We start from the raw sequence: 22,300 nt of genomic DNA, 5'->3' as shown, positions 1-22,300 counted from the left end.
CACGCCCACCGCCCTCCCCGGCCCGCTCGGAGCGCCGCGACGGAGTGCCGGCTGGCTACGCTCGGAGGCATGAGCCGCATCTTCTCGGTCAGCGTCGCCTCGGTGTACCCCCACTACGCGAACAAGGTGGAGCGCAAGGGTCGCACCAAGGCCGAGCTCGACCAGGTGATCGAGTGGCTCACCGGCTTCGACGAGGCCGCTCTGGACCAGCACCTGCAGTCCGGGACGACGTTCGAGCACTTCTTCGCCGAGGCACACCTCAACGCCAAGGTCGACCAGATCAAGGGCGTCGTGTGCGGCGTGCGCGTCGAGGAGATCGAGGACCCGCTGATGCAGAAGATCCGCTACCTCGACAAGCTCGTCGACGAGCTCGCCAAGGGCAAGGCCATGGACAAAATCCTCAGGACCTGACGCCTCACCTCGACGCGGACCCGACCGAGCTGTCGTTCGCGGCCTCGAGGCGGGCGTCGCGACGCGACTTCCAGAGGCTGGCCACGGTGGTGACGCCGAGGATGAGCACGATCGCACCGAGCGACACCAGGATCGGGATGTCGGGCACGCCGTCGATGGGCCGGCCGCCGTTGATGAACGGCAGGTTGTTCTCGTGCAGGGCGTGCATGATCAGCTTCACGCCGATGAAGGCGAGGAGGACGGCGAGCCCGATGCTGAGGTAGACCAGCTTCTTGAGCAGACCGCCGATGAGGAAGTAGAGCTGGCGCAGGCCCATCAGGGCGAAGATGTTCGCCGTGAGCACGAGGAACGGCTCCTTGGTGAGGCCGTAGATCGCGGGGATCGAGTCGAGCGCGAAGAGCAGGTCGGTCGTGCCGAGCGCGAGGATGACGATGAGCATCGGCGTGATGAGGCGCTTGCCGTTCTCGACGACGGTCAGGTGCGTGCTGTGCCACTCCTTGGTGGCCGGGAAGCGCTTCTCGATCCAGAGCAGGAAGCGGTTCTCGTGGTACTCGTCGTCGTCGCTCTCGCCCTCGGTCGCGAGCTTGACCGCGGTGTACACGAGGAACGCGCCGAAGATGTAGAACACCCAGGCGTACGCGTTGATGACGACCGCGCCCAGCGCGATGAAGACGCCGCGCAGGATGATCGCGATGATGATGCCGATCATCAGGGCCGACTGCTGCAGCTTCTGCGGCACCTTGAAGCTGGCCATGATCAGCAGGAACACGAAGAGGTTGTCGACCGAGAGCGAGTACTCGGTGAGCCAGCCGGCGTAGAACTCTCCCGCGAACTGTCCTCCCCACTCGAACCAGACGAAGAGCCCGAAGAGCACGGCGGCACCGACGTAGAACGCCAGGTGGCGGCCGGCCTCGGCCATCGAGGGGACGTGCGGTCGCCGTGCGATGACGAGCACGTCGATCAGCAGGAAGACGGTCATCAGACCGATCGTGAGGAACCAGCCCCAAGCGGGAACGTTCATGGGCACAACCTTCCGGTCACCAGGTCAGTAACCGGAGGTCTCTCCCGCCCGGCTTGGACAGCGAGCTGTCGGTGCCGGACCGACGGGACCGGGAGCGGGTGGTGGGACCTGCTCCGTGATGACGAGCCCGTCGTGTCGGGGATACTCCCCTCCGTGTGAACGCCTGATCCTCTCACCGCAGCGGTCGGGCCTCAAATCGGGTTCCGCCCCCTGGGCACCACGCGGGGGCGCGCCGGTCACGCGCTCGTCAGCGGGGCCGTCTGCTCCGCGGCAGCCCTGCGACGACGATGTCGTAGGAGGTCTCGATCGCCTCGAGCAGCTCGTCCTCGCCGATGGCTCCGCCCAGGCGCAGGGAGTTCCACCCGTGGCGGCCGATGTAGGCGAGCACCGAGGCGTCGTCGGGGTAGCGGTGGAGCCACTCGTTTGCCTCCTGCCGGCTGGTGGCGGACTTGACCCCCACCGACTGCTCGCCGAGGAAGACGAAGATCTTGTCGCCCACCTTGGCGACCGTGTCGCCGTCCCACGGGGAGTCCTCCCACGCCCCGGGCAGCGCCAGGGCGGCCGCGCGCAGCCGGGCGGCCAGCGTCTCGCCCGGCGGCCCGGCCGCGTCGTTGCCCTGGCCCGTGGGCTCGGACACCATCAGCGGGTGGCCGCGCTCATCTGCCGCAGCTCCTTCTTGAGCTCGCCGATCTCGTCACGCAGCCGGGCCGCGAGCTCGAAGTGCAGGTCGGCGGCCGTCTGGTGCATCTGCGTGGTGAGCTCCTGGATGAGGCCCGCGAGGTCGGCCGCCGCCATGTCGGCCGGACGGTTCGAGCTGCCGCCGGCGGAGACCCCGACGTCTGCGGCCATGGCACCACGGCCGGCGCCGCTCTTGCCGCGCGACTGCATGCGTCCCGAGCCGAGCAGCTCCTGCGTGTCGGCGTCCTCGCGCTCGAGCAGGTCGGTGATGTCGGCGATCTTCTTGCGCAGCGGGGTCGGGTCGATGCCGTGCTCGGTGTTGTAGGCGATCTGCTTCTCGCGCCGCCGGTTGGTCTCGTCGAGCGCCTGCTCCATGGACGGCGTCATCTTGTCGGCGTACATGTGCACCTGGCCGGACACGTTGCGCGCCGCGCGCCCGATCGTCTGGATGAGCGACCTCGCCGAGCGCAGGAAGCCCTCCTTGTCGGCGTCGAGGATCGACACGAGGGACACCTCGGGCAGGTCGAGGCCCTCGCGCAGCAGGTTGATGCCGACGAGGACGTCGAAGACGCCGGTGCGCAGCTCGCGGAGCAGCTCGACGCGGCGCAGCGTGTCGATGTCGCTGTGGAGGTAGCGGACGCGGATGCCCTTGTCGAGGAGGTAGTCGGTGAGGTCCTCGGCCATCTTCTTGGTCAAGGTGGTCACGAGGACGCGCTCGTCGCGCGCGGTGCGCTCCTGGATCTCGTGCATGAGGTCGTCGATCTGGCCCTTGGTCGGCTTGAGCACGACCTCGGGGTCGACGAGCCCGGTGGGGCGGATGATCTGCTCGACGGGCGTGCCGGACTTGGCCAGCTCGTACTCCCCCGGCGTCGCCGAGAGGTAGATCGTCTGGCCGATGCGCTCGAGGAACTCCTCCCACTTGAGGGGCCGGTTGTCCATGGCGCTCGGCAGCCGGAAGCCGTGCTCGACGAGCATGCGCTTGCGCGACATGTCGCCTTCGTACATCGCGCCGATCTGCGGCACGGTCTGGTGCGACTCGTCGAGGACGAGCAGGAAGTCCTCGGGGAAGTAGTCGAGCAGGCAGTTCGGCGCGGAGCCGGCGGTGCGGCCGTCGATGTGGCGGCTGTAGTTCTCGATGCCGTTGCAGAAACCGACCTGGCGCATCATCTCGACGTCGTAGGTGGTGCGCATGCGCAGTCGCTGGGCCTCGAGCAGCTTGCCCTGCTTCTCGAAGAGCGCGAGCTGGTCCTCGAGCTCGAGCTCGATGCCGCGGATCGCGCGCTCCATGCGCTCGGGGCCGGCGACGTAGTGGGAGGCCGGGAAGACGTACATCTCCTGCTCCTCGTTGACGACCTCGCCGGTGACCGGGTGCAGCGTGTAGATGCGCTCGATCTCGTCGCCGAAGAACTCGATGCGGATCGCGAGCTCCTCGTAGACCGGGATGATCTCGACGGTGTCGCCGCGCACCCGGAACGTGCCGCGCGTGAAGGCGAGGTCGTTGCGGGTGTACTGCATCTCGACGAACCGCCGCAGCAGGTCGTCGCGCACGATCTCCTGCCCGACCTTGAGGCGGGCCATGCGGTCGACGTACTCCTGCGGCGTGCCGAGGCCGTAGATGCACGACACCGACGCCACGACGATGACGTCGCGGCGGGTCAGCAGCGAGTTGGTGGCCGAGTGGCGCAACCGCTCGACCTCGTCGTTGACCGAGCTGTCCTTCTCGATGTAGGTGTCGGTCTGCGGGATGTACGCCTCGGGCTGGTAGTAGTCGTAGTAGCTGACGAAGTACTCGACGGCGTTGTTGGGCAGCAGCTCGCGGAACTCGTTGGCCAGCTGCGCGGCGAGCGTCTTGTTGGGCGCCATGACGAGCGTGGGCCGCTGCACCTGCTCGATGAGCCAGGCGGTCGTCGCGGACTTGCCGGTGCCGGTGGCCCCGAGCAGCACGGTGTCGGTCTCGCCCGCCTTGACCCGGCGCGCCAGCTCGGCGATGGCGGTCGGCTGGTCGCCGCTCGGGGTGTACTCGGAGATCACCTCGAAGGGGGCAACCGTGCGCTGGAGGTCGGTCGTGGGACGCATGGCTCAACCGTACGTCCGACGACCGACAGCGCCCACTCGCCTACTGCTCCCAGACGTACGCCGGCCGCAGCTCGACGGTGTCACCCGGCCCGGCGAAGTTCACGGCGAGCTCCTCGGCACGCTCCTGCGACGCCACGTCGAGCAGGAAGAAGCCGGCCAGGTGCTCCTTGGCCTCGGCGTACGGCCCGTCCGTCACGAGGGTCCCGCTCTCGCTCCACCGCAGGATCCGTGAGGACGCGGGGTCGCCGAGGGCCTCACCGCCCTTGAGCTCGCCGCTCTTCGACAGCTCCTCCAGCATCGCGTCGAAGGCGGCGCCGCCGCGCTCACGCTCCTCCAGCGGCCGGGCGAGCGCCTCCGCCACGAAGTTGCCGGTCGGGTGGCCCCACGGCTGGGGGTTGGAGTGGATGAGGATGACGTACTTCATGGTTCGGTGCCTTTCGGGTCGCGAGCGGCCAGTCTGCCGCCTCACCCGTGACGTCGGAGCCGCCCACGCCGTCTCGACACGAACGGCACAAGAGTTTCCGGATCCGCCGTCAGGGCACGCGGTGGGTCCACTCCGGGGTCGCGAACTTCTCCTCGACGAGCCGGCTCGCGGCCTCGAGCTCGGCCTCGGTGTAGTCGGACAGGTTCGAGCGGTGCCGCTGCGCGAACGACGCGGCGAACGACTCGAGGATCGCGTCGCGCGTCATCCCGGTCTGCGAGCGCATCGGGTCGACGCGCTTGTTCGCCGACTTCGTGCCCTTGTCGCTCATCTTCTCGCGGCCGATGCGCAGCACCTCGAGCATCTTGTCGGCGTCGATGTCGTAGGCCATCGTCACGTGGTGCAGCACGGCCCCCGCGACGAACCGTTTTTGGGCCGCGCCGCCGATCTTGCCCTTGTCGCTCGCGATGTCGTTGAGCGGGACGAAGTGCGCGTCGACCCCGACGTCGGCGAGCGCGCCGATCACCCACTCGTCCAGGAAGGAGTAGGAGCGCTCGAAGCTGAGGCCCTCGACGAGGGAGGTCGGCACGACGAGTGAGTACGTGATGGTGTTCCCGGGCTCCATGAACATGGCGCCACCGCCGGAGATGCGCCGCACGACGTCGATGCCGTGACGGTCGGCGCCCTCGGGGTCGACCTCGTTGCGGAACGACTGGAACGAGCCGATGACGACGAGCGGGCTGTCCCAGTCCCAGAAGCGCAGCGTCGGCGGTCGCTCGCCCGAGGCGACCTCGCGGGCGATGACCTCGTCGAGGGCGACGTGCATCGCCGGGTCGAGCACCCGCGGCGGGATGACGTCGAAGACGTGGTCGTCCCACCCGGTCGCCTTTCCGAGGGCCCGACGGACCGCGATGCCGATGGCCTCAGCGGTGAAGCCGATCAGCGTGACGTCGTCGGCGAGCGCGCCCGAGACCGCCCCGGCCAGCTGGTCCACGCCGGCGTCGACCGGCATCCCGCTGAGCGCCGCGTTGATGTCGTCGAGCGCCTCGTCGGGCTCGAGGAAGAAGTCCCCCGAGACGCTCACGTCAGCGAGTCGCCCGTCGACCTCCTCGACGTCGACCGCCACGAGCTTGCCACCGGGGACCTTGTACTCACCACGCATGTCACCCACAACACCACACCCCGCCCGGGTATGCCGGATCGCCCGGCGGCCGTCGGAAAGTGCCTCCTCGACGGGGTGAGGTCACCGGCACCGTCGGGTGGGCACCCTGCCGGGTCAGCGGGGCTGCCAGCCGGTGCGCTCGGCCCACGCGTTCGCGCGGTGCCAGGCCTGCTCGAACCACGGCTCCTTGGCGACGACGTAGTCGGACGTCGTCGCGTGCTGCTGGAGCAGCCGGCGCTTCTCGGCGGCGTACGCGTCGCGCTCGGCGGGCTCGTGGCGTAGCCAGTCGCGGAAGAGCAGGGCGAACCGCCAACCGGCAGAACCGTGCTCGCGCACGTGCACGTGCACGTGGTTGCCGGGGTCGCACCCGCCGAGGAAGCGTTTGCCCCACGCCTCGGGCACACTGCCGGAGGGGTGCGGAGTGTCCGTGTGGTTGCCGTGTCTGAAGACGTAGCCGGCACCGGTGAACGCGAGACGGACGTCCTCACGGTCGACGTCGGCGAGGTGGTGGACCCCGACCTGCACGTCGATGACGTCCTTGGCGAGCAGGCCCGGCACCGCGGTCGATCCGACGTGCGACACCTCGGTGACGACCCCGGTGACGGCGAGCGCGGCAGCGAGCCGGGCGACGACGCGCTCGGCGCGGGCCTCCCAGTCGGCGCGCGGCTCGACGACGGTGTCCGCAGACCGTTCCGGACGCCGTGAACGCGTGCCGCTGGAGAGGTTGGCGGCATACGGGACGAGCCGCTGCTCCCAGAGTGCGTCGACGGCACACCTCAGCTGCTCGGGGGTGCCGTCGTTGGTCAGCACGACGTCGGCGACCGCGCGGCGCTGGGCGTCGGTCGCCTGCGCGGTGATGCGGCGTCGGGCATCGCCCTCGTCGAGGCCGCGCTGCTCGACGAGCCGCCTCACCCGGGTCTCCTCGTCGGTCTCGACGACGACGGAGAGGTGCTCGTGCACCCAGAGACCGCGCTCGACGAGCAACGGCATGTCGTAGACGGAGACCGCGTCCGCAGGCGCGGCCGCGCGCAGCTCTGCCACCCGCGCGGCGATGGCCGGGCCGGTGATCGCGTCGAGCGCCGCCAGCTCGTCGGGGTCGGCGAAGACGATCGCGGCCAGCCCGGCGCGGTCGAGGGTGCCGTCGGGCCGGATCACGGCGGCGCCGAAGCGCTCCCGGATCGCCGCGAGCGTCGGCTGCCCCGGCTCCACGACCTCGCGCGCGACGGCGTCGGCGTCGACGAGGTGGGCGCCGAGCTCCGCGAGCCTCCGCGACACCGTCGACTTGCCCGACCCGATCCCTCCGGTGACCCCGACGCGCAGCACGCCCCCACCCTACGGGTCCGCCCATCGTGGTGACCGAACGCCGCGTTCGGTCGCGAAAGCCGTGTTCCAACAGAGCGTTCGGCAACGAACGCGGCGTTCGGTGGGGGGAGGCCGGGGACGCGGGTCAGGCGAGGCGCGCCGGGAAGCCGCCGCGGGCGACGGGTCCCCAGCGGGTCGGCGTGACGCGGAGCAGCGACTTGCCCTGGTCGTGCATGGCCTGGCGGTACTCGTCCCAGTCCGGGTGCTCGCCGGAGATCGCGCGGTAGTAGTCGACGAGGGGCTCGACCGAGTCGGGCAGGTCGATGACCTCGCAGTCGCCGTCGACCTGCACCCACTCGCCGCCGAAGTCGTCGGAGAGCACGAGCACGCTCACCTGGGGCCGCCGGCGGGCGTTGGCGGTCTTCGCCCGCTCCGGGTAGGTCGAGATGACGATGCGGCCCTCGTCGTCGACCCCGCCGGTGACCGGCGACATCTGCGGGCGGCCGTCGGAACGCTGCGTGACGAGCACCATGCTGTGCCGGGGCCGCACGAAGTCGAGCAGCGCGTCGCGGTCGACGTCGGTTTTGGTGGCGATCTGTCGCGGCATGTCAGTCCTCCTGTAGCTCGGGTAGTCCGGTGCTGGCGCGGTCGAAGGTCGCGACGAGCGCCTCGGCGAGCCAGGCGGCATACATCCGGTGGCTCCACCCGCTGCGTCGCACGAAGCGGTCGTAGATCTCGGGGCCCGTGATCGCCCAGACGATGTCGATGAAGCGTTCGCGGTCGAGCGCGGGCGGCAGCCCGTGGGCGCGCTCGAGGGCGCCCAGGGCGTTCGTGTTGCCGGCCCGACGCTCGTCGTCGATCGTCGCCACGAAGACCTGCAGACCGCTGTCGCCACCGGCTCCCTGCGCCAGGATCACGCCGAGGAGCGGGCCGACGCGCTCGTAGATGGTGGCGCAGAGCGCGGCGTACGCCCGCACGAACGACTCGCGGTCGGGGGCCTCGGACATGGCGCGGAACTCGGCTCGATCCTGCATCGCGACGGGTGCGTCGTCGCCGGCGAGCATGACGTCGTAGACGGCCTTGACGACGGCGGCCTTGCCGCCCACGGCGTTGTAGACCGTCTGTGCGCTGACGCCGGCCGACGAGGCGAGCTGGCTGACCGACATCGCGTGGTAGCCCTCGCGGAGCAGGATCTCGCCCGCGGTGTCGATGATGCGGCGTCGCGTGGCGCGGGCCGCCTGCGCCCGCGCGCTGTTGTCGTACACCCGGTCTGTTGACATCGGTGCCCTTCGAAAGCATCATGGGTTTCGCTGGAACGGCGTTCCAGCGAATGGGTGGGGTTCCAGGGGTCCCCACCCATACCGCTGCACTCGCGGCCGTGCCCACAGCGGCGCCTGTCGACCGCACGAGTGTGCCACGCCGATCCGGACCGTCGCCCCGCAGGGGCTCCGGAGGGGGAGCGAGGGGCCGGACGACGTCCGTCCCCTCGCTGCGCGCGACGTCCCGCCGGCCGGCGGGACGTCGGTGCGCGGGTTGCTGCGCCAGGAGTCAGATCGGTGCGGCGAGCCGGGATGTCGAGGCGACCACCGCAAGGGCCCGATCGGGGTAATCGGTGACGAAACCGTCGACACCCAAATGGACGAGTTCCGCCATCCGGTCCGCGTCGTTGACCGTCCACGGCAGCACCGCGAGCCCGGACGCCCGAGCCCGCTCGACAAACGCTGCGTCGACGAGCACGTGGTCGGGCGAGATCACCTGCGCCCCCGCAGCGGCCGCCCCGTCACACATGTGCTCGTGAGGGGCGTCGACGATGATGCTCCCCGTCCACGGACTGTCGTGCACCCACGTCACTCCGCTTTCCACGAGGGCCGAACGCATGACGTTCGGAGCCAGCCGCGCCGACATCTCAAGAACGGCCCAGTCGAACGAGTGAACGAAGCACTGGCTTTGGAGACCGGCGTCGTGGACGCTCGCGAGCACCGCTTCAAGCAGATGTCTCCGTCGTGACGACTCCCCAGCGTCCAGCGGGTTCACCTTCAGCTCGATCGTCCACCACACGTCGGGAGCCAGTGCACAGCCGTGCTCGAGGACCTCGTCCAAGGTGGAGATCCGGGACCCTGGGGATGCCCGCTGGTGGGGAAAGCCGGCAAGGGTCTGACTACCTACGTCAACGGTGCGCAACTCGGCCAGGGTGAGCTCTGCGACGCGTCGGCCGACCAGCTCTCGTTCCGTCGCCAAGCACTTGAGTGGGAGCAACACAGCATCGTGCCAAACGACGACCTCGCCGTCAGCCGTGAGCCGGACGTCGAGCTCCACGCCGGTGACGCCCACGTCATAAGCGGCGGCGAAGCTCGCGAGCGTGTTCTCGACGACGAGCCCCTTGGCGCCGCGGTGGCCCTCGACGTCGAAGCGGCCCGACGCCCACGGCCCGGGACGAGCAGTCACCCTCAGGCCTCGATGCGCTCGCCCGAGGAGGCGTCGAAGACGTGCACCTCGCCGTGGTTCGGCTCGACGTGCACGACGTCGCCGACCGTGAGGTGCGTGCGCTTGTCGAGGCGCACGGTCACCCGTCCGGCGTCGTCGCCGGCACCCGCCGGGCGCCCGTAGACGAACGACTCGGAGCCGAGCGACTCGACCAGCTCGACGTTGAGCGCCAGGGCCGATGAGCCCCCCTTGCCCTCGGGAGACCCGACGACGTGCCACGACTCGGGGCGCAGTCCGACGACGACCTTCTCCCCCGCGCGCCCGGCCACGGCGCGGTCGAGCGGCACGGGGACGCCGTGCACCTCGGCGCGCCCGTCACGGACGGACGACTCGACCAGCGTGATGGCGGGCGACCCGATGAACGACGCGACGAACGTGTTGACCGGGCGGTCGTAGAGGGCCTCGGGGGTGTCGACCTGCTGGAGCTTCCCGTCGCGCAGCACGGCGACGCGGTGACCCATCGTCATCGCCTCGACCTGGTCGTGGGTGACGTAGACGGTCGTGATGCCGAGCCGGCGCTGCAGCCCGGCGATCTGCGACCGCGTCGAGACCCGCAGCTTCGCGTCGAGGTTCGACAGCGGCTCGTCCATGCAGAAGACCTTCGGGTTGCGCACGATCGCGCGACCCATCGCCACGCGCTGGCGCTGGCCGCCCGACATCTGGCCCGGCTTGCGGTCGAGCAGCTGCTCGAGCTCGAGGATCTTGGCGGCCTCGGCGACGCGCTGCTTCGTCTCGGACTTGCTCACCTTCGCGTTGTCGAGGGCGAAGGCCATGTTCTGAGCTGCCGTCATGTTGGGGTAGAGCGCGTAGCTCTGGAACACCATGGCGATGTCGCGGTCGCGCGGCCGGACGCCCTTCTGGTCGTGACCGTCGACGAGGATGCGCCCGCCGTCGACCGGCTCGAGGCCGGCGAGCATGCGCAGCGTCGTCGACTTGCCGCAGCCCGAGGGGCCGACGAGGACGAGGAACTCACCGTCGGCGATGTCGAGCGTGATGCCGTCGACCGCGGGTGCGTCGTCCTTGGAGAACTTACGAGTCGCCTCGTCGAAGTACACGGTTGCCATGGAAGGCCTCTCGGGTCGTTCTGGTCGGGTGCGGCACCCGCCGGGCCCCTTCGGGGAAGGGACCCGGCGGCATACCCAGGCGGGGTGTCAGGCGCCGAGCTTGCTCTTGATCTGCGAGTCGAAGACCTGCTGGCTCTCCGCGTCGAGCGCCTTGAAGACGGTCGCGACGTCCTGGCCCTGGACGACCTGGTCGAGGGCCTTGCCGATGCGGGCGCCGCCACCGGGCAGCAGCACGCGGACGTTGTCCTGCGATCGGGTCTTGGGCAGCTGCTCGATCGCGGTCTTCGCGTTGGGGTTCTTCTCGAGGAACGCCTTCTCCTCGGGCAGGTCCACGGCCGACTTGCGGACGGGCATGTAGCCGGTGGCCTGCGTGAAGGTGACGGTGTTCTGGGCGTTGGTGAGGAACTCGATGAACTTCAGCGCGTTCTTCTTGCGCTCGTCGGTGATGTTCGCCGGGATGCCGACACCCGCGCCACCGGTCGGGCAGTTGCCGTCACCGGGCAGGAACGCCGTGCCCACGTCGAACTTGGCGTCCTTCGCGACGCCGCCGAGCGAGCCGGTCGACATCATGCTGCACCCGACGATGCCGGCCGTGAAGTCGGGGGCCGGGTCCTTCGACAGCTTGAGGAAGCCGTTCTTCGCGAGATCCTGGAGGTACTTCCCGGCCTTGACGGTGTTGGGGTCGGAGAAGGTCGGCGTCCACTCCTTCGAGTAGGCGCCGCCGTAGCCCCACACCATGTTCTGGAAGACCCAGTCGAGGTAGTTGGAGCCGTCGGGCAGCTCCATGACGACCTTGTCGGAGCCTGCCGCGGCCTTGAGCTTCGGTGCCCACGTGAGGAACTCGTCCCAGTCCTTGGGGCCGCGGTCCTCGAGGCCGGCCGCCTTCCAGAGGTCCTTGTTGTAGTAGAAGAGCGGCGTGGAGCGCGAGAACGGCAGGGCGAAGTGCTTGTCGTCGAGGTTGTAGTCGTTGTAGAGCGCGTCGACGTAGTCGCTCGTGTCGATCTTCGCGGCCGACAGCAGGTCGTCGAGCGGGGCGAGCTGCTTGTTGAGGGCGAAGTTGAACCACGTGACGTCCGAGACGACGACGACGTCGGGCAGCTGGCCACCGGCGAGCGAGGCGTTGAACTTCTGCGCGACCTCCTCGTAGTTCTTGCCGGCGTCGACGAGCTTGACCTTGAGGTTCGGGTTGGCCGCCTCGAAGGCCTTGATGATCTGCTGCTCGACCGGCTTGCTGTTGCCGGGGTGGTTGCTCCAGAACTCGATGGTGTTGCTCGAGGCGCCGCCGCCGTTGCCACCGGACGACGGTGCGGTGCCGGTGCCGGCGCAGGCCGCGAGCCCGGCGACGCCGGCCGCCCCGGCGAGACCGAGGAAGCCTCGGCGAGAGAACTCGTTCATGGGTGGTGCCTTTCCCTGTGGATGGTGCATCGGGTGGGTGGGAGGACGGCGCACCGGTGACCGGCCGCCGGGGACTGTCGGGGTCAGCTCTTGACGGCTCCGGCGGTGAGACCCTTGATCATCTGGCGCTGGAGGAAGAGGAAGAGCACGAGGATCGGCAGCATCGCGAGGATCGTGCCGGCCATCACCGGGCCCCAGTTCGTGACGCCGTCGTTGTTCTGCAGGAAGGTGAGGCCGACGGGCAGGGTCGCGGTGGTCTCGTCGTCGGACATCAGGTAGGGCCAGAGGTACTCGTTCCACTCGTTGACCACGGTGATGAGCGAGAACGCCACGAGCGTCGGCCACGACATCGGCATGACGACGCGCCAGAGCAGCCTCATCGGCCCGGCGCCGTCGAGACGCGCAGCCTCGATGATCTCGCCGGGCAGGCTGAGGAACTGGTTGCGCATGAGGAACGTGCCGAAGGCGACGCCGGCCAACGGGATGATGATGCCCTGGAAGGTGTTGCGCCAGCCGAGCTGCGCGACGAGGGCGTAGTTGCTGATCACCGTGATCTGGTTGGGCACCATGAGCGCCGCGATGACGACGAGGAAGACGACCGACCGGCCCGGAAAGCGCAGCAGCGACAAGGCGTACGCGCTGAGCACCCCGAGCACGATCTTCGCCACGGCCGTCGCCGACGTGATGATGACGGAGTTGCGCACGTAGTCGAAGAACGGGATGCGCGTCGTCAGCTCGTGGTAGTTGTCGCTCGTCGCGGGGTTCGGCCACCACTGGGCCGGGCGCACGTAGATGTCGCCGCGGTCCTTGAACGACGTGATGAGGATCCAGAAGAGCGGCACCGCGACGAGCAGGACGACGAGCACCATGCCGACGTAGCCGAGCGCGGTCCAGACCGGCCCGCGGTGGTGCGAGGAGGGCTCGACGTTGTGTGCGGCACGGCGCCGCTGGCGGCGGGTGCGCTCCGGCGGGAGCGACTCGTCGTCGAGCGTGCCGATGACGGTGGACGTGCTCATGACTTGGGCCCCCGGTCCATGAAGCGCACCTGGACGACCGTCACAGCGAGCAGGATGACGAACATGATGGTCGCGACGGTGGCGCCGTAGCCGGCGCGCTGGTTGACGAAGGTCTCCTGGTACACCTGGTAGACGAGCGTGGCGGTGCCGTTGCCCTGCGGCCCGCCGCGGGTCATGACGTTGATGATGTCGAAGACCTGGACCGAGCTGAGCAGCACGGTGATCGACAGGAAGAACGTCGTGGGCCGCAGCTGTGGCATGAGGACCCGGCGGAAGCGCGTCCACGCGCTCGCCCCGTCGATCTCCGCGGCCTCGTCGAGGTCGGCGCGGCGTCCCTGCAGGGCGGCGAGGTAGATGACGAAGGTGTAGCCGAGGTTCTTCCAGATGTAGGTGACCGTCACCATGAAAAGCGCCCAGCCCGGCTGCTGGTAGAAGTCGGGCGAGGAGGCGCCGACCCGGGCGAGCAGGTCTCTCACGAGCCCGAACTGGGGGTCGAAGACGAACTGGAACGCGATGCCGACGGCCGCCCCGGAGATCACGAAGGGCGCGAAGACGACCGAGCGGACGAGGTTGCGCCCCTTGAGCTTCTGGTCGAGCAGCAGGGCGAGCCCGAGGCCGAGCGCCATCGAGATGCCGACGGTCGCGACGGTGAAGACCAGCGTGTTGCGCACCACCACGCGCGTGTCGTCCCGCCCGAACCACTCGACGTAGTTGGCGAGGCCGACCGGGTTGGCGACGGGCGAGCTGATGTTCCAGTCGGTGAAGGACAGCCGGATGTTGTCGAGCAGCGGCCGGTAGGTGAAGACGACGAGGAGCACGAGGTTGGGCAGGAGGAGCAGCGCCGCGAGGGTCCACTCCCAGGCCTTCCCGCTCGATCGTCGGGGTGCCGGACCCACCTGCTCCGGGGGTCCGGCGGACACCGGGGTGTCACGTCGCGAATCGGTCACCGATGACTGCACCCGCACAACCTAACCGGGCTGGCATACCGATTGCGGCTTTGATGCGTCAGGCTTTCGACACGGAGCTGAACTCCCGTCTCGACGGGTGCACGGCACGCACCGCCGGTGCCACGTCGCCGAAGAAGCGTTCGACGCTCCGGCGTGTCACCGACTCGGCCAGGCCCGGCACGTCGAGCGAGATGCCGGAGAGCTCGTGGCCGAACGCCTCGTGGTAGCGGCCGATCTTGTCGACGACCTGCTCGGGCGAGCCGATCAGGGCCGAGCTGTCACGCGCGTACTCCTCCACCGTGGTGAACGGCAGGTTGTTGTGCCTCGCACCCGGCGAGTCCCGGAAGGCCTCGAACGCCGGGCGGTAGAGCCGGAGCGCCTCCTGGGTCGTGTCGGCGACGAGCAGCCCGAGGAAGCCGGCGCCGACGACGGCGTCCTCGGGTCGGTGCCCGTATGTCGCCCACCGCTCGCGGTAGTGGCGGACCAGGGCGGCGTACTTCTCCATCGGGTGGAAGCCGTTGGCGGAGAAGAGCGGGTCGCCCCAGCGCGCGGCCAGCTCGGTCGACTCCGTCGAGCTGGCCGAGCCGTGCCACACGGGGATCGGCCGCTGCAGGGGTCGCGGTTGGGTGGTCGCGTCGACGAGCGGCGGGCGGAACCGACCGGACCACGTGACCTTCTCCTCGCGCCAGAGCCGTCGGAGCAGCTCGTACTTCTCGGCGTTCCGCTCCCACTGGCCGTCGAGGTCATAGCCGTACAGGGCGTTCTGGTCGGGGTCGTTGCCCTTCCCGATGATGACGTCGAGACGCCCGCCGCTCAGGTGGTCGAGGGTCGCGTAGTCCTCGGCCACGCGCACCGGGTCGAGCAGTGAGAGCACGGTGACGGTCGTCAGCAGCCGGATGCGGCGCGTGAGGGCGGCGACGTGCGCCAGGACGACCGGCGGCGAGGAGGACACGAAACGCTGCGCGTGCCGCTCCCCGACGCCGAAGCCGTCGAACCCCAGCTCCTCGGCCCAGACCGCCTGTCGCGCAACGTGCTCGAAGGCCTCGGTCTGAGAGCGCGCGATGCCCGTCACCGGGTCGCGACTCGTGTCGAGGAGCGTGTACGTGCAGAACCTCATGCCGGCTGCTTCGCCGGGGTCTCGGGCTGTCTCTCAGGGCGCTTCTCCCCGGCTGTGACGGCCACGGCGATGCGGTTGCCGCTGACCGGTGCGGGACACGTCCCGTGGTCGCTGAAGGCGAACGGCAGGTTGACGGCCCGGTTGAAGTCGACGACGAGGTTGCCCTCCGGGTCCGGCGCCTCGGTCACGACCGTGCGCCACGGCGCGGACGTGACGTCGTTGGTCGCGTCGTGGAAGAGCAGGGCGAGCCCGTCGCCGGCGGGGACGGCGCTGAGCCGGTGGCGTACGCCCGCAACGTCGACGTCGACGGTGCCGACGACCCGGGCGTGCTGCTCGAGGTCGTCGCGGGCAGTGCCCACCTGGACCGCCGCCGGGCCGTCCGTCGGGGTGAACGTGGCCGGCCGCACCCAGTCGGCGTCGTGCTCCCAGGTGGGAACCCCGGTGAAGGCGAGCCGTGCAGGGGCCTGCGGGTCGCGCGTGCGCACGGCCAGCCGCCCTCCCCTGCGCAGCAGCTCGACCACGCGCTCGCCGTGCCTCACCCAGTGCAACGAGCCACTCTCGGCGACGTCCGCCCCCGCTGTGCCGACCACGGGACCGACGTCGGTCGCGAGTTCGTCGCCCTCGTCGGCCCTGACGTGCGCCCCCTCGTCGTCGGCCCACCACAGCCCGGGCAGGCCCGGCACGCCTGCGGGCTCGGCCGACAGCCAGGCGAACCCGGTGAGCGAGAGCCAGCCGTGCTCCTCCGCGAGCTCCGCCTCACGCGTCGCCCGCCACCGGGTCCAGGCCCGACGGGCGCTCATGCCACGGCCTCCTCGCGGCTCGCGCCACCCTCGGCGGCCTCTCGCCGGGCCTCTCTCCGGGCCTCTCTCCGGGCCACCTCGGCGCGCACGAGCGGGATGACGTGCCGGCCGAAGTCGACGGCGTCGTCGTAGAGGTCGTAGCCGCGTGCCGAGAAGATGCGCACGCCGAGGTCGTAGTAGTCGAGGAGGGCGGCCGCGATGGTCTCGGGCGTGCCGACGAGCGCGGTCGAGTTGCCACCTCCCCCGGTGGCCGCCGAGGTGGCGGTCCACAGCGCACGGTCGTGCCGCTCGCCGCTCTCCGCCGCGGCGAGAAGCCGTTGCGACCCGGAGTTCTCGGGCTGGGTTCCGTTGCGGCGCAGCCGCCCTCGTGTCGTGTGGCCACCCTCCTGCTGCTCACGGATCGCTCCCAGAGTGCGCTCGGCGCGCTCCCACGCGAGTGCGTCGGTCGCGCCGATGATGGGCCGGAAGGCCACCTGGATCGTCGGGAGCGGCTTGCCCGCCGCGGTGGCGGCGGCACGGATCGTGGCGATCTGCTCGGCGGTGCCTGCCAGGGGCTCACCCCACAGCGCGAAGACGTCCGCCTCGCGCGCCCCGACCTCGTATGCCGCCGGGCTCGACCCGCCGAACGAGATCCTCGGGCGCGGGGTCTGGAGCGGCTTGACGTCGGCGAGGAAGTTCTCGAAGCGGTAGTGGTCGCCGTCGAAGTCGAACGGCGCGTCGCTCGTCCATGCCTGCTTGAGGATCTGGATGAACTCCCGGGTGCGGGCGTAGCGGGCGTCCTTGTCGAGGTGGTCGCCCTCGGCCGCCTGGTCGGCGGTGCTGCCACCGGTGATGACGTGCACCTCGAACCTGCCGCCGCTGATGTGGTCGAGGGTGGCGAAGGTCTTGGCCGTGAGGGTCGGGTAGGCGGTGTTGGGCCGGTGGGCGACGACGAGGTTCAACCGCTCGGTGTTCGCGGCGACGTGAGCGGCCACCTGCGCCGGGTCGGGTGAGCCCGAGTGGTAGGCGAAGAGCACGCGGTCCCAGCCGTTGTCCTCGTGCGCACGGGCGAGCTTGGTGGCGTAGGCGAGGTCGAGTGCGCCGCCGCTTCGGGGGGTGGTCTCGGTGCCGTCGTGGTTGGCGGCGATGCCCAGGAACTCAACTGGCATGGCGGTGGTCCTTTTCTGTCGTCGGTCTGTTGGTGGATGAAGTGATAGTTCGGGTGTCTCGTGCGGCGGTGTGGTGGCCGGCTCCGTGCGAGATCGGGAGGGGGGCGGATCGAGAGGTGGTGGCCCGATCGGGACGCAGGGCGCTGGTCACGACCTGCACGGTCAGCAGGTCGCGGGCCACGGCGTCGTTCTGCCGGAACCCGGCTCCGTTGAACCCCGGCCTGGAGAAACCCCCGGCACCGGCCGACCCCGAGACCGCCGGGCCGAGGAGGAACCGCAGGGGATGCACCGACCCGTCGGCGCGCACCGCCCTCGCGCGCGGGTCGGCGACGAGCTGCCCTGCGCCGAGGGTGCTGCCATCGGCGGCCGTGACGGGGCGGGACCTCAGCTGGCCGGTCGAGAGCAGACCAGCCACGAGGGGGTCGGTGACGAGTGAGCTGTCGGGCCGGGGCAGCCGGGCGTCGACGGCCGCCCGGGCCCGCACCTCGCGGCGGCCCGAGCGGCCCACGAAGGCACCGTCATCGACGGCGAGCTCGAGGTCCGGGCCGAGGAAGCGGACGATGCCCGCGCGGTGGAGCGCGAGCAGCTCGGCGAGCCGGCGCGGTGGCGGTCCGCTCGCCAGGAACGAGAAGAGGCCGTGGAACCGGCCCTCGACGTGGCGTACGCGGTCCTCGTCGAGGAGGCGTCCGGCCACGACGAGCTCGGCCAGGGCGGCATACACCCCGAGGAGCGTGTCGAAGACGGCGCGATCGCCCGAGCGCTCCGGGTCGGCGCGTCGGCACAGGTCTGCGGTGACGTGGTCGACCACGAGCCGCTGGAGGTCGGCGTCCGAGGTGTCGTCGTCGACGCCGGCCGACAGCGGACGGTCGATCGCATCGATGTCGAAGAGGTCCTCGGGGTCGGCGAGGTGCGCGCGGGCCGCCCCCGTCAGGCCGTCCGCGCTGAGGTCTGCGCCGACGAGGGCGCGCTCGAGCGACTCGAAGGTGCCGCGGGTCCGCTCCGGATGTGCCTCGAACAACCTGCGGTAGTGGGCGACGGCGAGCTCGAGGACGACGAGCGGCCACACCTGCGTGCGGTAGTCGAGAGTGACCGAGCCGGCGCCGACCGCAGCGAGCCGCTCACGCGTCAGGTGTCGCAGCGGCGCCGGTCCGTCGGTCGTGGAGCGGATCTCGTAGCCGAGCTTCGCGTGGTACGGCACACCGCGCCGGGACCCCACGTGGAGCACCGGCTCCCGTCCGCTCGGGTGATAGGTGAGGTGGCCGCCCTCGTCGGTGAACCGGCCCCCGCGACCTTCGGAGAGGAGCACGAAGAGGTCGACGAAGGCGAGTCCCATGCCGCGCACGACGACGGGCTCGCCCGGGCGCAGGTCACCGAGATCGAGGTCTGCCGTGTGTCCGGGAGGCACGTAGGTCAGCCCGTGCGCGGTCGCCTCGTCGAGCAGGCGCTGCTCGTCGGGGCCGGGTGCCTGCTCGAGGTACCCCTGGGCGAGGACCACGACGTCGGCCAGGAGCGCCGGGCCGGACGCCAGCGTCACCCGCTGGGACTCGCCCACGTCCTCGACGGACACCGCGCGGTCGGCGTGCACGTGGACCGTGACGTGTCGCGGGAGTGCGTCCACGGCACGTCGCCAGGCCCACTCGAGGTACTCGGCCTGGACGACACGGGGCGCGAACGACCTGGGGCCGAGGGGCGCAGCCGCTGAGCCGCCCTCCTCCCCCGCTGCCCACTGGGCGAGCGACGGGCCGGGGCGAACCGGCCCTTCGCAGGTCACCGACGCGTCGGTGAACACGGTGACGTCCTGGGCCTCCGAGTTCATCCACAGCAGGCTCGACTGCGCCGTCCGCCAGATGCGGCCGCCACCCGGAGGGTGCGGGTCGATGACGTGCAGCTCGACCCCCTCCCCCGGTGGGACGAGCGTGGCCGCGTTGGCGCCGAGCCGTTCGACGAGGCCGAGCGACCGCGGGCCGCCGCCGACGACGACGATCGTCCGCAGGCTCACGCCGCGCCCCAGTCGCGGTAGGCCGCAGCTCGCTCCGTGGGCACCGTCGTCTCCGCCGTGCGGGCCTCCGCCGCGAACGCCACGTGGCGCGTCCCGGCCGGGAGCTCCTTGTCGAAGGCGTGAGGGCCGATCGACTCGGGGTCGGCATGCAGGTCGAACGCAGGCAGGTAGCCGGCAGCGAGGTAGAGCGCCCGCGCCTCCGGCTGTCGGGGCCCCGTGGTGAGATGGATCCGCTTGTACCCCAGTCCTGCCGCCGCGCGCTCGAGCTCGAGCAGCACTCTTCGGGCCAGGCCCTGCCGCCGGAACTGCGCGTGCGTCCAGACCCGCTTCACCTCGGCCGTCTCGTCGTCGTGGCGCCGGATCGCCCCACCGGCGATGGTCTGGCCGGCCCGAAGGATGACGAGGAAGGCCCCGTCCGGCGCCTCGAAGTCGGTGACGGGAACCTCCGTCAGCTGCGTGTTCGGTGTCGACAGCCCGTACCGGGTGCCGTACTCGACGACGAGGTCCTCGAGGAGCGGCGCGGCCGCGTCGTCACCGGGCGAGACGCGCAGCACGACGTCGTCGTCGGTCTCGGTGACCAGCTCGCTGCGGTGCCGCGCGAGGTGGGTGAGGAAGGACTCGGTGACGAGATGGAGGTTGCGCGCGGCGGACTCGGCCAGGAGCACGCCCGCGTCCTCGGCGAAGACGGTGACTTCGGAGGCGAGCACGAACCAGCCCTGGGTCACGTGCTCGGCGCCCAACGACACGAGGACGGGTCGCAGCGCGTAGTCGACGGCGAGGACGTGCGCGGGGCTGCCCCCGGTCGCGACGGGCAGCACGGTCTTGCCGCGCAGGGCGTACTGCGGGAGCAGGTCGAGCAGGGCCTTGAGCAGGCCCGTGTAGGCGGCCTTGTAGACCGGCGTGGTGACGACCACACCGTCCGCGGCGGAGATCGAGGCGACGACGGCCGCGATCCGTGGGTCGGCGGCGTCGGCGCGGAGCAGGGCCTCGGCCGGGAGGTCACGCACGGTGACCCGTTCGACGTCATGGCCTCGTGCCCGCAGCCGGCGTTCGACGTGACCCAGGACCGCGTCGGTGCGCGACGACGCCGACGGGCTTGACGACAGGGTGACGATGGTGGCCATGTCAGCGCCTCACTTGGTCTCGGTGGGCTTGGGCAGTCCGGAGGGGTTGACCTCGGACGCCGGGACCGCCTCTGCGGTGAGCCCCCAGCGTTCGAGCACCTTCGCGTAGCTGCCGTCGGCGATGGCGGCGTTGATCGCGTCGGAGACGGGCTTCGCCAGGCCCCTGCCCTTCTTCGTGAGCACCCCGACCTTCCCCGGGATGGGATAGCTCGACGACACCGTGCCGACGATCTGCGTCCTGCCCGCCGTGACGACGTGGTACGTCGCCGTCGGGTTGGGGCCGAGGTAGAGGTCGATGCGGCCGGAGTCGAGGGCCAGGTAGTACTCGGTCGTGCCCTGGTAGTAGACGAGCTCGGCCGGGGCGCGGCCCGCCTTGGCGTTCGCCTCGTTCCAGCGCAGCAGGATGGCCTCCTGGAGGGTGCCCGAGCCGACGGCGACCCTCTTGCCGGAGATGCCGGCCGGCCCCGTGACTCGAAGGTTCGAGCCCTTCTTGGCCTCGAAGGCGTGCAGGCCCAGCCGGTAGGTGGCGAAGTCGTACTTCTCCTTGCGCTCCTCCGAGACGCCGACGTTCGAGATCGCCACCTGGTACTTGCCGGAGTCGACGCCGATGAAGAGGTTCTCCCAGCTCGTCGTCCGCACCTCGGGCTTCAGGCCGAGGACGTCGGCGACGAGGTGGGCGACGTCGACCTCGACGCCGATCGGCGTGCGGTTGTCGTCCGCCGTGAACGCGAGAGGAGGTATGCCGCCCCCTGCGCCGCCGCTGCCGATGACGAGGGTGCCGCCGGCCTTGACGGACGCCGGGAGCTCGGCTGCGATCTCGGGGTGGAGCGTGCCGGTGGGGCGCTTCTGGACGGCCGACGTGTCGAACGAGACGGGCAGGACCTTCGAGCCGCCGAGGTCCTTCGGGTCGACCTCGGCGGTGCCCGTCGGGCCCGGGTCGGCGCAGGCGCCGAGCGTCGTCGCGGTGGTGAGGAAGGCGGTCGCTGCCAGCAGGGCGCGGCGCCGTGAGGTCATGTGGATCTGACTGGTGCTCATGGGGTTTCGTCTCCTGAGGTGTGGTTTCGAGTGCGCGGGCCGGCAGGTCAGCTGGTCTTGGGCAGGCCGGGCGGGTTGACCTCGGACTTCTCGAGCCCCTCGGTGCCGAGGTTCCAGCGCTGGAGCACCTTGGCGTAGCTGCCGTCGGCGATGGCCGAGTTGATGGCAGCGGCGTAGGGCGCTGCGAGGCCCGAGCCCTTCTTCGTGAGGACGGCGATGAGGCCCTGCAGCTTGTCGCCGGCGCCGGAGAAGTGCCCGATGGCCTCCGTCTGCCCGCTGGTCGCCACGTGGTAGGCGACGCTCGGGTTGGGGCCGAAGTACGCGTCGATGCGGTGCGAGGAGAGTGCGAGGTAGTAGTCGGTCTGGGACTGGAAGTACTTGACGGTCGCGGGCTGGAGGCCTGCCTTCACGTTGGCCTCGTTCCAGTCGAGAAGGATCTTCTCCTGGTTCGTGCCGGAGCCGACGGCGATGGTCTTGCCGGCGATGTCCCTGCCGCTGTTGACCTTCCACGTGCCGCCATTGGGCGCCTCGAAGGCCAGGTCGTCCTTGCGGTAGGTGGCGAAGTCGTACTTCTCCTTGCGCTCCTCGGTGACGGTGACGTTGGTCAGGGCGACGTCGTACCGGCCGGAGTCGATGCCGAGGAAGACGTTCTCCCAGCTCGTCGCCGGCGTCTCGACCCTGAGCCCGAGCTTGTCGGCGAAGAGGTGGGCGAGGTCGACCTCGACACCGATGACGGTCTTGTCGTCGTCGGCCGTGAAGACGAGCGGAGGCGTGCCGCCGCCGGCACCGGCGTTCGCGGCCGTGATCGTGCCACGGTCACGGATCGCCTTGGGCAGCAGTGCCGCTGCCTTCTCGTCCTTGGTGGCCGTGACGCGGTTCTGCTGTGGCGAGGTGTTGATGCCGGCGGCGGCTGCGGACGCCGTCCCGGCCGCAGGCACGGACGACGAGCTCGCCTCGGCGGAACCGGAGCAGGCGGCGAGTGCGACGGCGCCGGCGAGCGCGAGGACGGTGACGGCATACGTGGTCGGACGGCGGAGGGTGTGCGGACGTGCGGGCATGAGGTCTCCTCTCGGCACCCTGGGACGGGTGCGAGTCAGCGG

The 22,300-nt window shown here is 70.4% G+C and carries 21 protein-coding genes; 1 reads left to right on the top strand and 20 read right to left on the bottom strand.

Annotated features, from left to right (window positions below; translation table 11 throughout):
- Positions 1-69: 69 nt before the first annotated feature.
- Positions 70-411 (top strand): DUF2200 domain-containing protein, encoded by a 342-nt coding sequence (locus tag ACXR8F_RS08760; RefSeq protein ID WP_458799787.1) that lies wholly within the window; start codon positions 70-72, stop codon positions 409-411.
- Positions 412-415: 4 nt separating this feature from the next.
- Here the strand turns inward: ACXR8F_RS08760 and ACXR8F_RS08755 are convergent, their stop codons facing one another.
- The 20 genes from ACXR8F_RS08755 to ACXR8F_RS08660 form a co-directional block, all read right to left on the bottom strand.
- A complete protein-coding gene (locus ACXR8F_RS08755) occupies positions 416-1,432 on the bottom strand; it encodes a TerC family protein (RefSeq protein WP_458799786.1) in 1,017 nt (338 codons plus the stop codon).
- A 247-nt stretch (positions 1,433-1,679) separates the two neighbouring features.
- Entirely contained in the window at positions 1,680-2,069 is a 390-nt protein-coding gene (locus ACXR8F_RS08750) for an MmcQ/YjbR family DNA-binding protein (RefSeq protein WP_458799785.1), read from the bottom strand.
- A gap of 2 nt (positions 2,070-2,071) precedes the next feature.
- Positions 2,072-4,186, bottom strand: coding sequence for an excinuclease ABC subunit UvrB (uvrB, locus tag ACXR8F_RS08745; protein ID WP_458799784.1), 2,115 nt, complete (start codon positions 4,184-4,186; stop codon positions 2,072-2,074).
- A 40-nt stretch (positions 4,187-4,226) separates the two neighbouring features.
- The gene (locus tag ACXR8F_RS08740) at positions 4,227-4,610 is read right to left on the bottom strand and encodes a YciI family protein (protein ID WP_458799782.1); all 384 of its coding nucleotides are present in this window, start codon (positions 4,608-4,610) and stop codon (positions 4,227-4,229) included.
- Between the two features lie 109 nt (positions 4,611-4,719).
- Positions 4,720-5,769, bottom strand: a complete 1,050-nt coding sequence (locus ACXR8F_RS08735; RefSeq protein ID WP_458799780.1) for a lipoate--protein ligase family protein — start codon at positions 5,767-5,769, stop codon at positions 4,720-4,722.
- Between the two features lie 114 nt (positions 5,770-5,883).
- Complete coding sequence (gene coaE / locus ACXR8F_RS08730; protein WP_458799778.1) at positions 5,884-7,092, bottom strand: dephospho-CoA kinase; 1,209 nt, start codon at positions 7,090-7,092, stop codon at positions 5,884-5,886.
- A 124-nt stretch (positions 7,093-7,216) separates the two neighbouring features.
- Entirely contained in the window at positions 7,217-7,678 is a 462-nt protein-coding gene (locus ACXR8F_RS08725) for a PPOX class F420-dependent oxidoreductase (protein WP_458799776.1), read from the bottom strand.
- Between the two features lies 1 nt (position 7,679).
- On the bottom strand, positions 7,680-8,351 hold the full coding sequence (locus ACXR8F_RS08720) for a TetR/AcrR family transcriptional regulator (RefSeq protein WP_458799775.1): 672 nt from the start codon (positions 8,349-8,351) through the stop codon (positions 7,680-7,682).
- Positions 8,352-8,619: 268 nt separating this feature from the next.
- Positions 8,620-9,516, bottom strand: coding sequence for a glycerophosphodiester phosphodiesterase family protein (locus tag ACXR8F_RS08715; protein WP_458799773.1), 897 nt, complete (start codon positions 9,514-9,516; stop codon positions 8,620-8,622).
- Positions 9,517-9,518: 2 nt separating this feature from the next.
- On the bottom strand, positions 9,519-10,619 hold the full coding sequence (locus tag ACXR8F_RS08710; protein WP_458799772.1) for an ABC transporter ATP-binding protein: 1,101 nt from the start codon (positions 10,617-10,619) through the stop codon (positions 9,519-9,521).
- Positions 10,620-10,706: 87 nt separating this feature from the next.
- Positions 10,707-12,014, bottom strand: coding sequence for an ABC transporter substrate-binding protein (locus ACXR8F_RS08705; RefSeq protein WP_045192330.1), 1,308 nt, complete (start codon positions 12,012-12,014; stop codon positions 10,707-10,709).
- A gap of 83 nt (positions 12,015-12,097) precedes the next feature.
- The gene (locus tag ACXR8F_RS08700; protein ID WP_458799771.1) at positions 12,098-13,030 is read right to left on the bottom strand and encodes a carbohydrate ABC transporter permease; all 933 of its coding nucleotides are present in this window, start codon (positions 13,028-13,030) and stop codon (positions 12,098-12,100) included.
- Positions 13,027-13,950: a carbohydrate ABC transporter permease gene (locus ACXR8F_RS08695; RefSeq protein WP_458799770.1), complete on the bottom strand. Its 924-nt coding sequence runs from the start codon at positions 13,948-13,950 to the stop codon at positions 13,027-13,029. The genes ACXR8F_RS08700 and ACXR8F_RS08695 overlap by 4 nt, the downstream gene beginning before the upstream one ends.
- A gap of 85 nt (positions 13,951-14,035) precedes the next feature.
- Positions 14,036-15,094, bottom strand: coding sequence for an LLM class flavin-dependent oxidoreductase (locus ACXR8F_RS08690; protein WP_458799769.1), 1,059 nt, complete (start codon positions 15,092-15,094; stop codon positions 14,036-14,038).
- Positions 15,091-15,894: a DUF1684 domain-containing protein gene (locus ACXR8F_RS08685; RefSeq protein WP_458799768.1), complete on the bottom strand. Its 804-nt coding sequence runs from the start codon at positions 15,892-15,894 to the stop codon at positions 15,091-15,093. Before ACXR8F_RS08685 ends, ACXR8F_RS08690 begins: the two co-directional genes overlap by 4 nt.
- On the bottom strand, positions 15,891-17,042 hold the full coding sequence (locus ACXR8F_RS08680; protein ID WP_458799767.1) for an LLM class flavin-dependent oxidoreductase: 1,152 nt from the start codon (positions 17,040-17,042) through the stop codon (positions 15,891-15,893). The genes ACXR8F_RS08685 and ACXR8F_RS08680 overlap by 4 nt, the downstream gene beginning before the upstream one ends.
- Complete coding sequence (locus ACXR8F_RS08675; protein WP_458799766.1) at positions 17,032-19,041, bottom strand: FAD/NAD(P)-binding protein; 2,010 nt, start codon at positions 19,039-19,041, stop codon at positions 17,032-17,034. Before ACXR8F_RS08675 ends, ACXR8F_RS08680 begins: the two co-directional genes overlap by 11 nt.
- Positions 19,038-20,165, bottom strand: a complete 1,128-nt coding sequence (gene ssuE / locus ACXR8F_RS08670) for an NADPH-dependent FMN reductase (RefSeq protein ID WP_458799765.1) — start codon at positions 20,163-20,165, stop codon at positions 19,038-19,040. Before ssuE ends, ACXR8F_RS08675 begins: the two co-directional genes overlap by 4 nt.
- A 9-nt stretch (positions 20,166-20,174) precedes the next feature.
- The gene (locus ACXR8F_RS08665; RefSeq protein ID WP_458799764.1) at positions 20,175-21,200 is read right to left on the bottom strand and encodes an ABC transporter substrate-binding protein; all 1,026 of its coding nucleotides are present in this window, start codon (positions 21,198-21,200) and stop codon (positions 20,175-20,177) included.
- A 47-nt stretch (positions 21,201-21,247) separates the two neighbouring features.
- On the bottom strand, positions 21,248-22,258 hold the full coding sequence (locus ACXR8F_RS08660) for an ABC transporter substrate-binding protein (RefSeq protein ID WP_458799762.1): 1,011 nt from the start codon (positions 22,256-22,258) through the stop codon (positions 21,248-21,250).
- Positions 22,259-22,300 lie beyond the last annotated feature (42 nt).

Source organism: Terrabacter sp. AAH1, assembly GCF_054456855.1.
The sequence above is the reverse complement of the archived record's forward strand: the minus strand, read 5'-3'. Positions and strand labels throughout refer to the sequence as shown.

What these genes read in the sequence shown, in the direction of transcription:
- ACXR8F_RS08690 (WP_458799769.1), bottom strand. Translation starts at nt 15,094, where the DNA reads ATGAGGTTCTGCACGTACACGCTCCTCGACACGAGTCGCGACCCGGTG.
- ACXR8F_RS08740 (WP_458799782.1), bottom strand. Translation starts at nt 4,610, where the DNA reads ATGAAGTACGTCATCCTCATCCACTCCAACCCCCAGCCGTGGGGCCAC.
- ACXR8F_RS08700 (WP_458799771.1), bottom strand. Translation starts at nt 13,030, where the DNA reads ATGAGCACGTCCACCGTCATCGGCACGCTCGACGACGAGTCGCTCCCG.
- ACXR8F_RS08685 (WP_458799768.1), bottom strand. Translation starts at nt 15,894, where the DNA reads ATGAGCGCCCGTCGGGCCTGGACCCGGTGGCGGGCGACGCGTGAGGCG.
- uvrB (WP_458799784.1), bottom strand. Translation starts at nt 4,186, where the DNA reads ATGCGTCCCACGACCGACCTCCAGCGCACGGTTGCCCCCTTCGAGGTG.
- ACXR8F_RS08710 (WP_458799772.1), bottom strand. Translation starts at nt 10,619, where the DNA reads ATGGCAACCGTGTACTTCGACGAGGCGACTCGTAAGTTCTCCAAGGAC.
- ACXR8F_RS08720 (WP_458799775.1), bottom strand. Translation starts at nt 8,351, where the DNA reads ATGTCAACAGACCGGGTGTACGACAACAGCGCGCGGGCGCAGGCGGCC.
- ACXR8F_RS08680 (WP_458799767.1), bottom strand. Translation starts at nt 17,042, where the DNA reads ATGCCAGTTGAGTTCCTGGGCATCGCCGCCAACCACGACGGCACCGAG.
- ACXR8F_RS08755 (WP_458799786.1), bottom strand. Translation starts at nt 1,432, where the DNA reads ATGAACGTTCCCGCTTGGGGCTGGTTCCTCACGATCGGTCTGATGACC.
- ssuE (WP_458799765.1), bottom strand. Translation starts at nt 20,165, where the DNA reads ATGGCCACCATCGTCACCCTGTCGTCAAGCCCGTCGGCGTCGTCGCGC.
- ACXR8F_RS08760 (WP_458799787.1), top strand. Translation starts at nt 70, where the DNA reads ATGAGCCGCATCTTCTCGGTCAGCGTCGCCTCGGTGTACCCCCACTAC.
- ACXR8F_RS08660 (WP_458799762.1), bottom strand. Translation starts at nt 22,258, where the DNA reads ATGCCCGCACGTCCGCACACCCTCCGCCGTCCGACCACGTATGCCGTC.
- ACXR8F_RS08665 (WP_458799764.1), bottom strand. Translation starts at nt 21,200, where the DNA reads ATGAGCACCAGTCAGATCCACATGACCTCACGGCGCCGCGCCCTGCTG.
- ACXR8F_RS08725 (WP_458799776.1), bottom strand. Translation starts at nt 7,678, where the DNA reads ATGCCGCGACAGATCGCCACCAAAACCGACGTCGACCGCGACGCGCTG.
- ACXR8F_RS08705 (WP_045192330.1), bottom strand. Translation starts at nt 12,014, where the DNA reads ATGAACGAGTTCTCTCGCCGAGGCTTCCTCGGTCTCGCCGGGGCGGCC.
- ACXR8F_RS08735 (WP_458799780.1), bottom strand. Translation starts at nt 5,769, where the DNA reads ATGCGTGGTGAGTACAAGGTCCCCGGTGGCAAGCTCGTGGCGGTCGAC.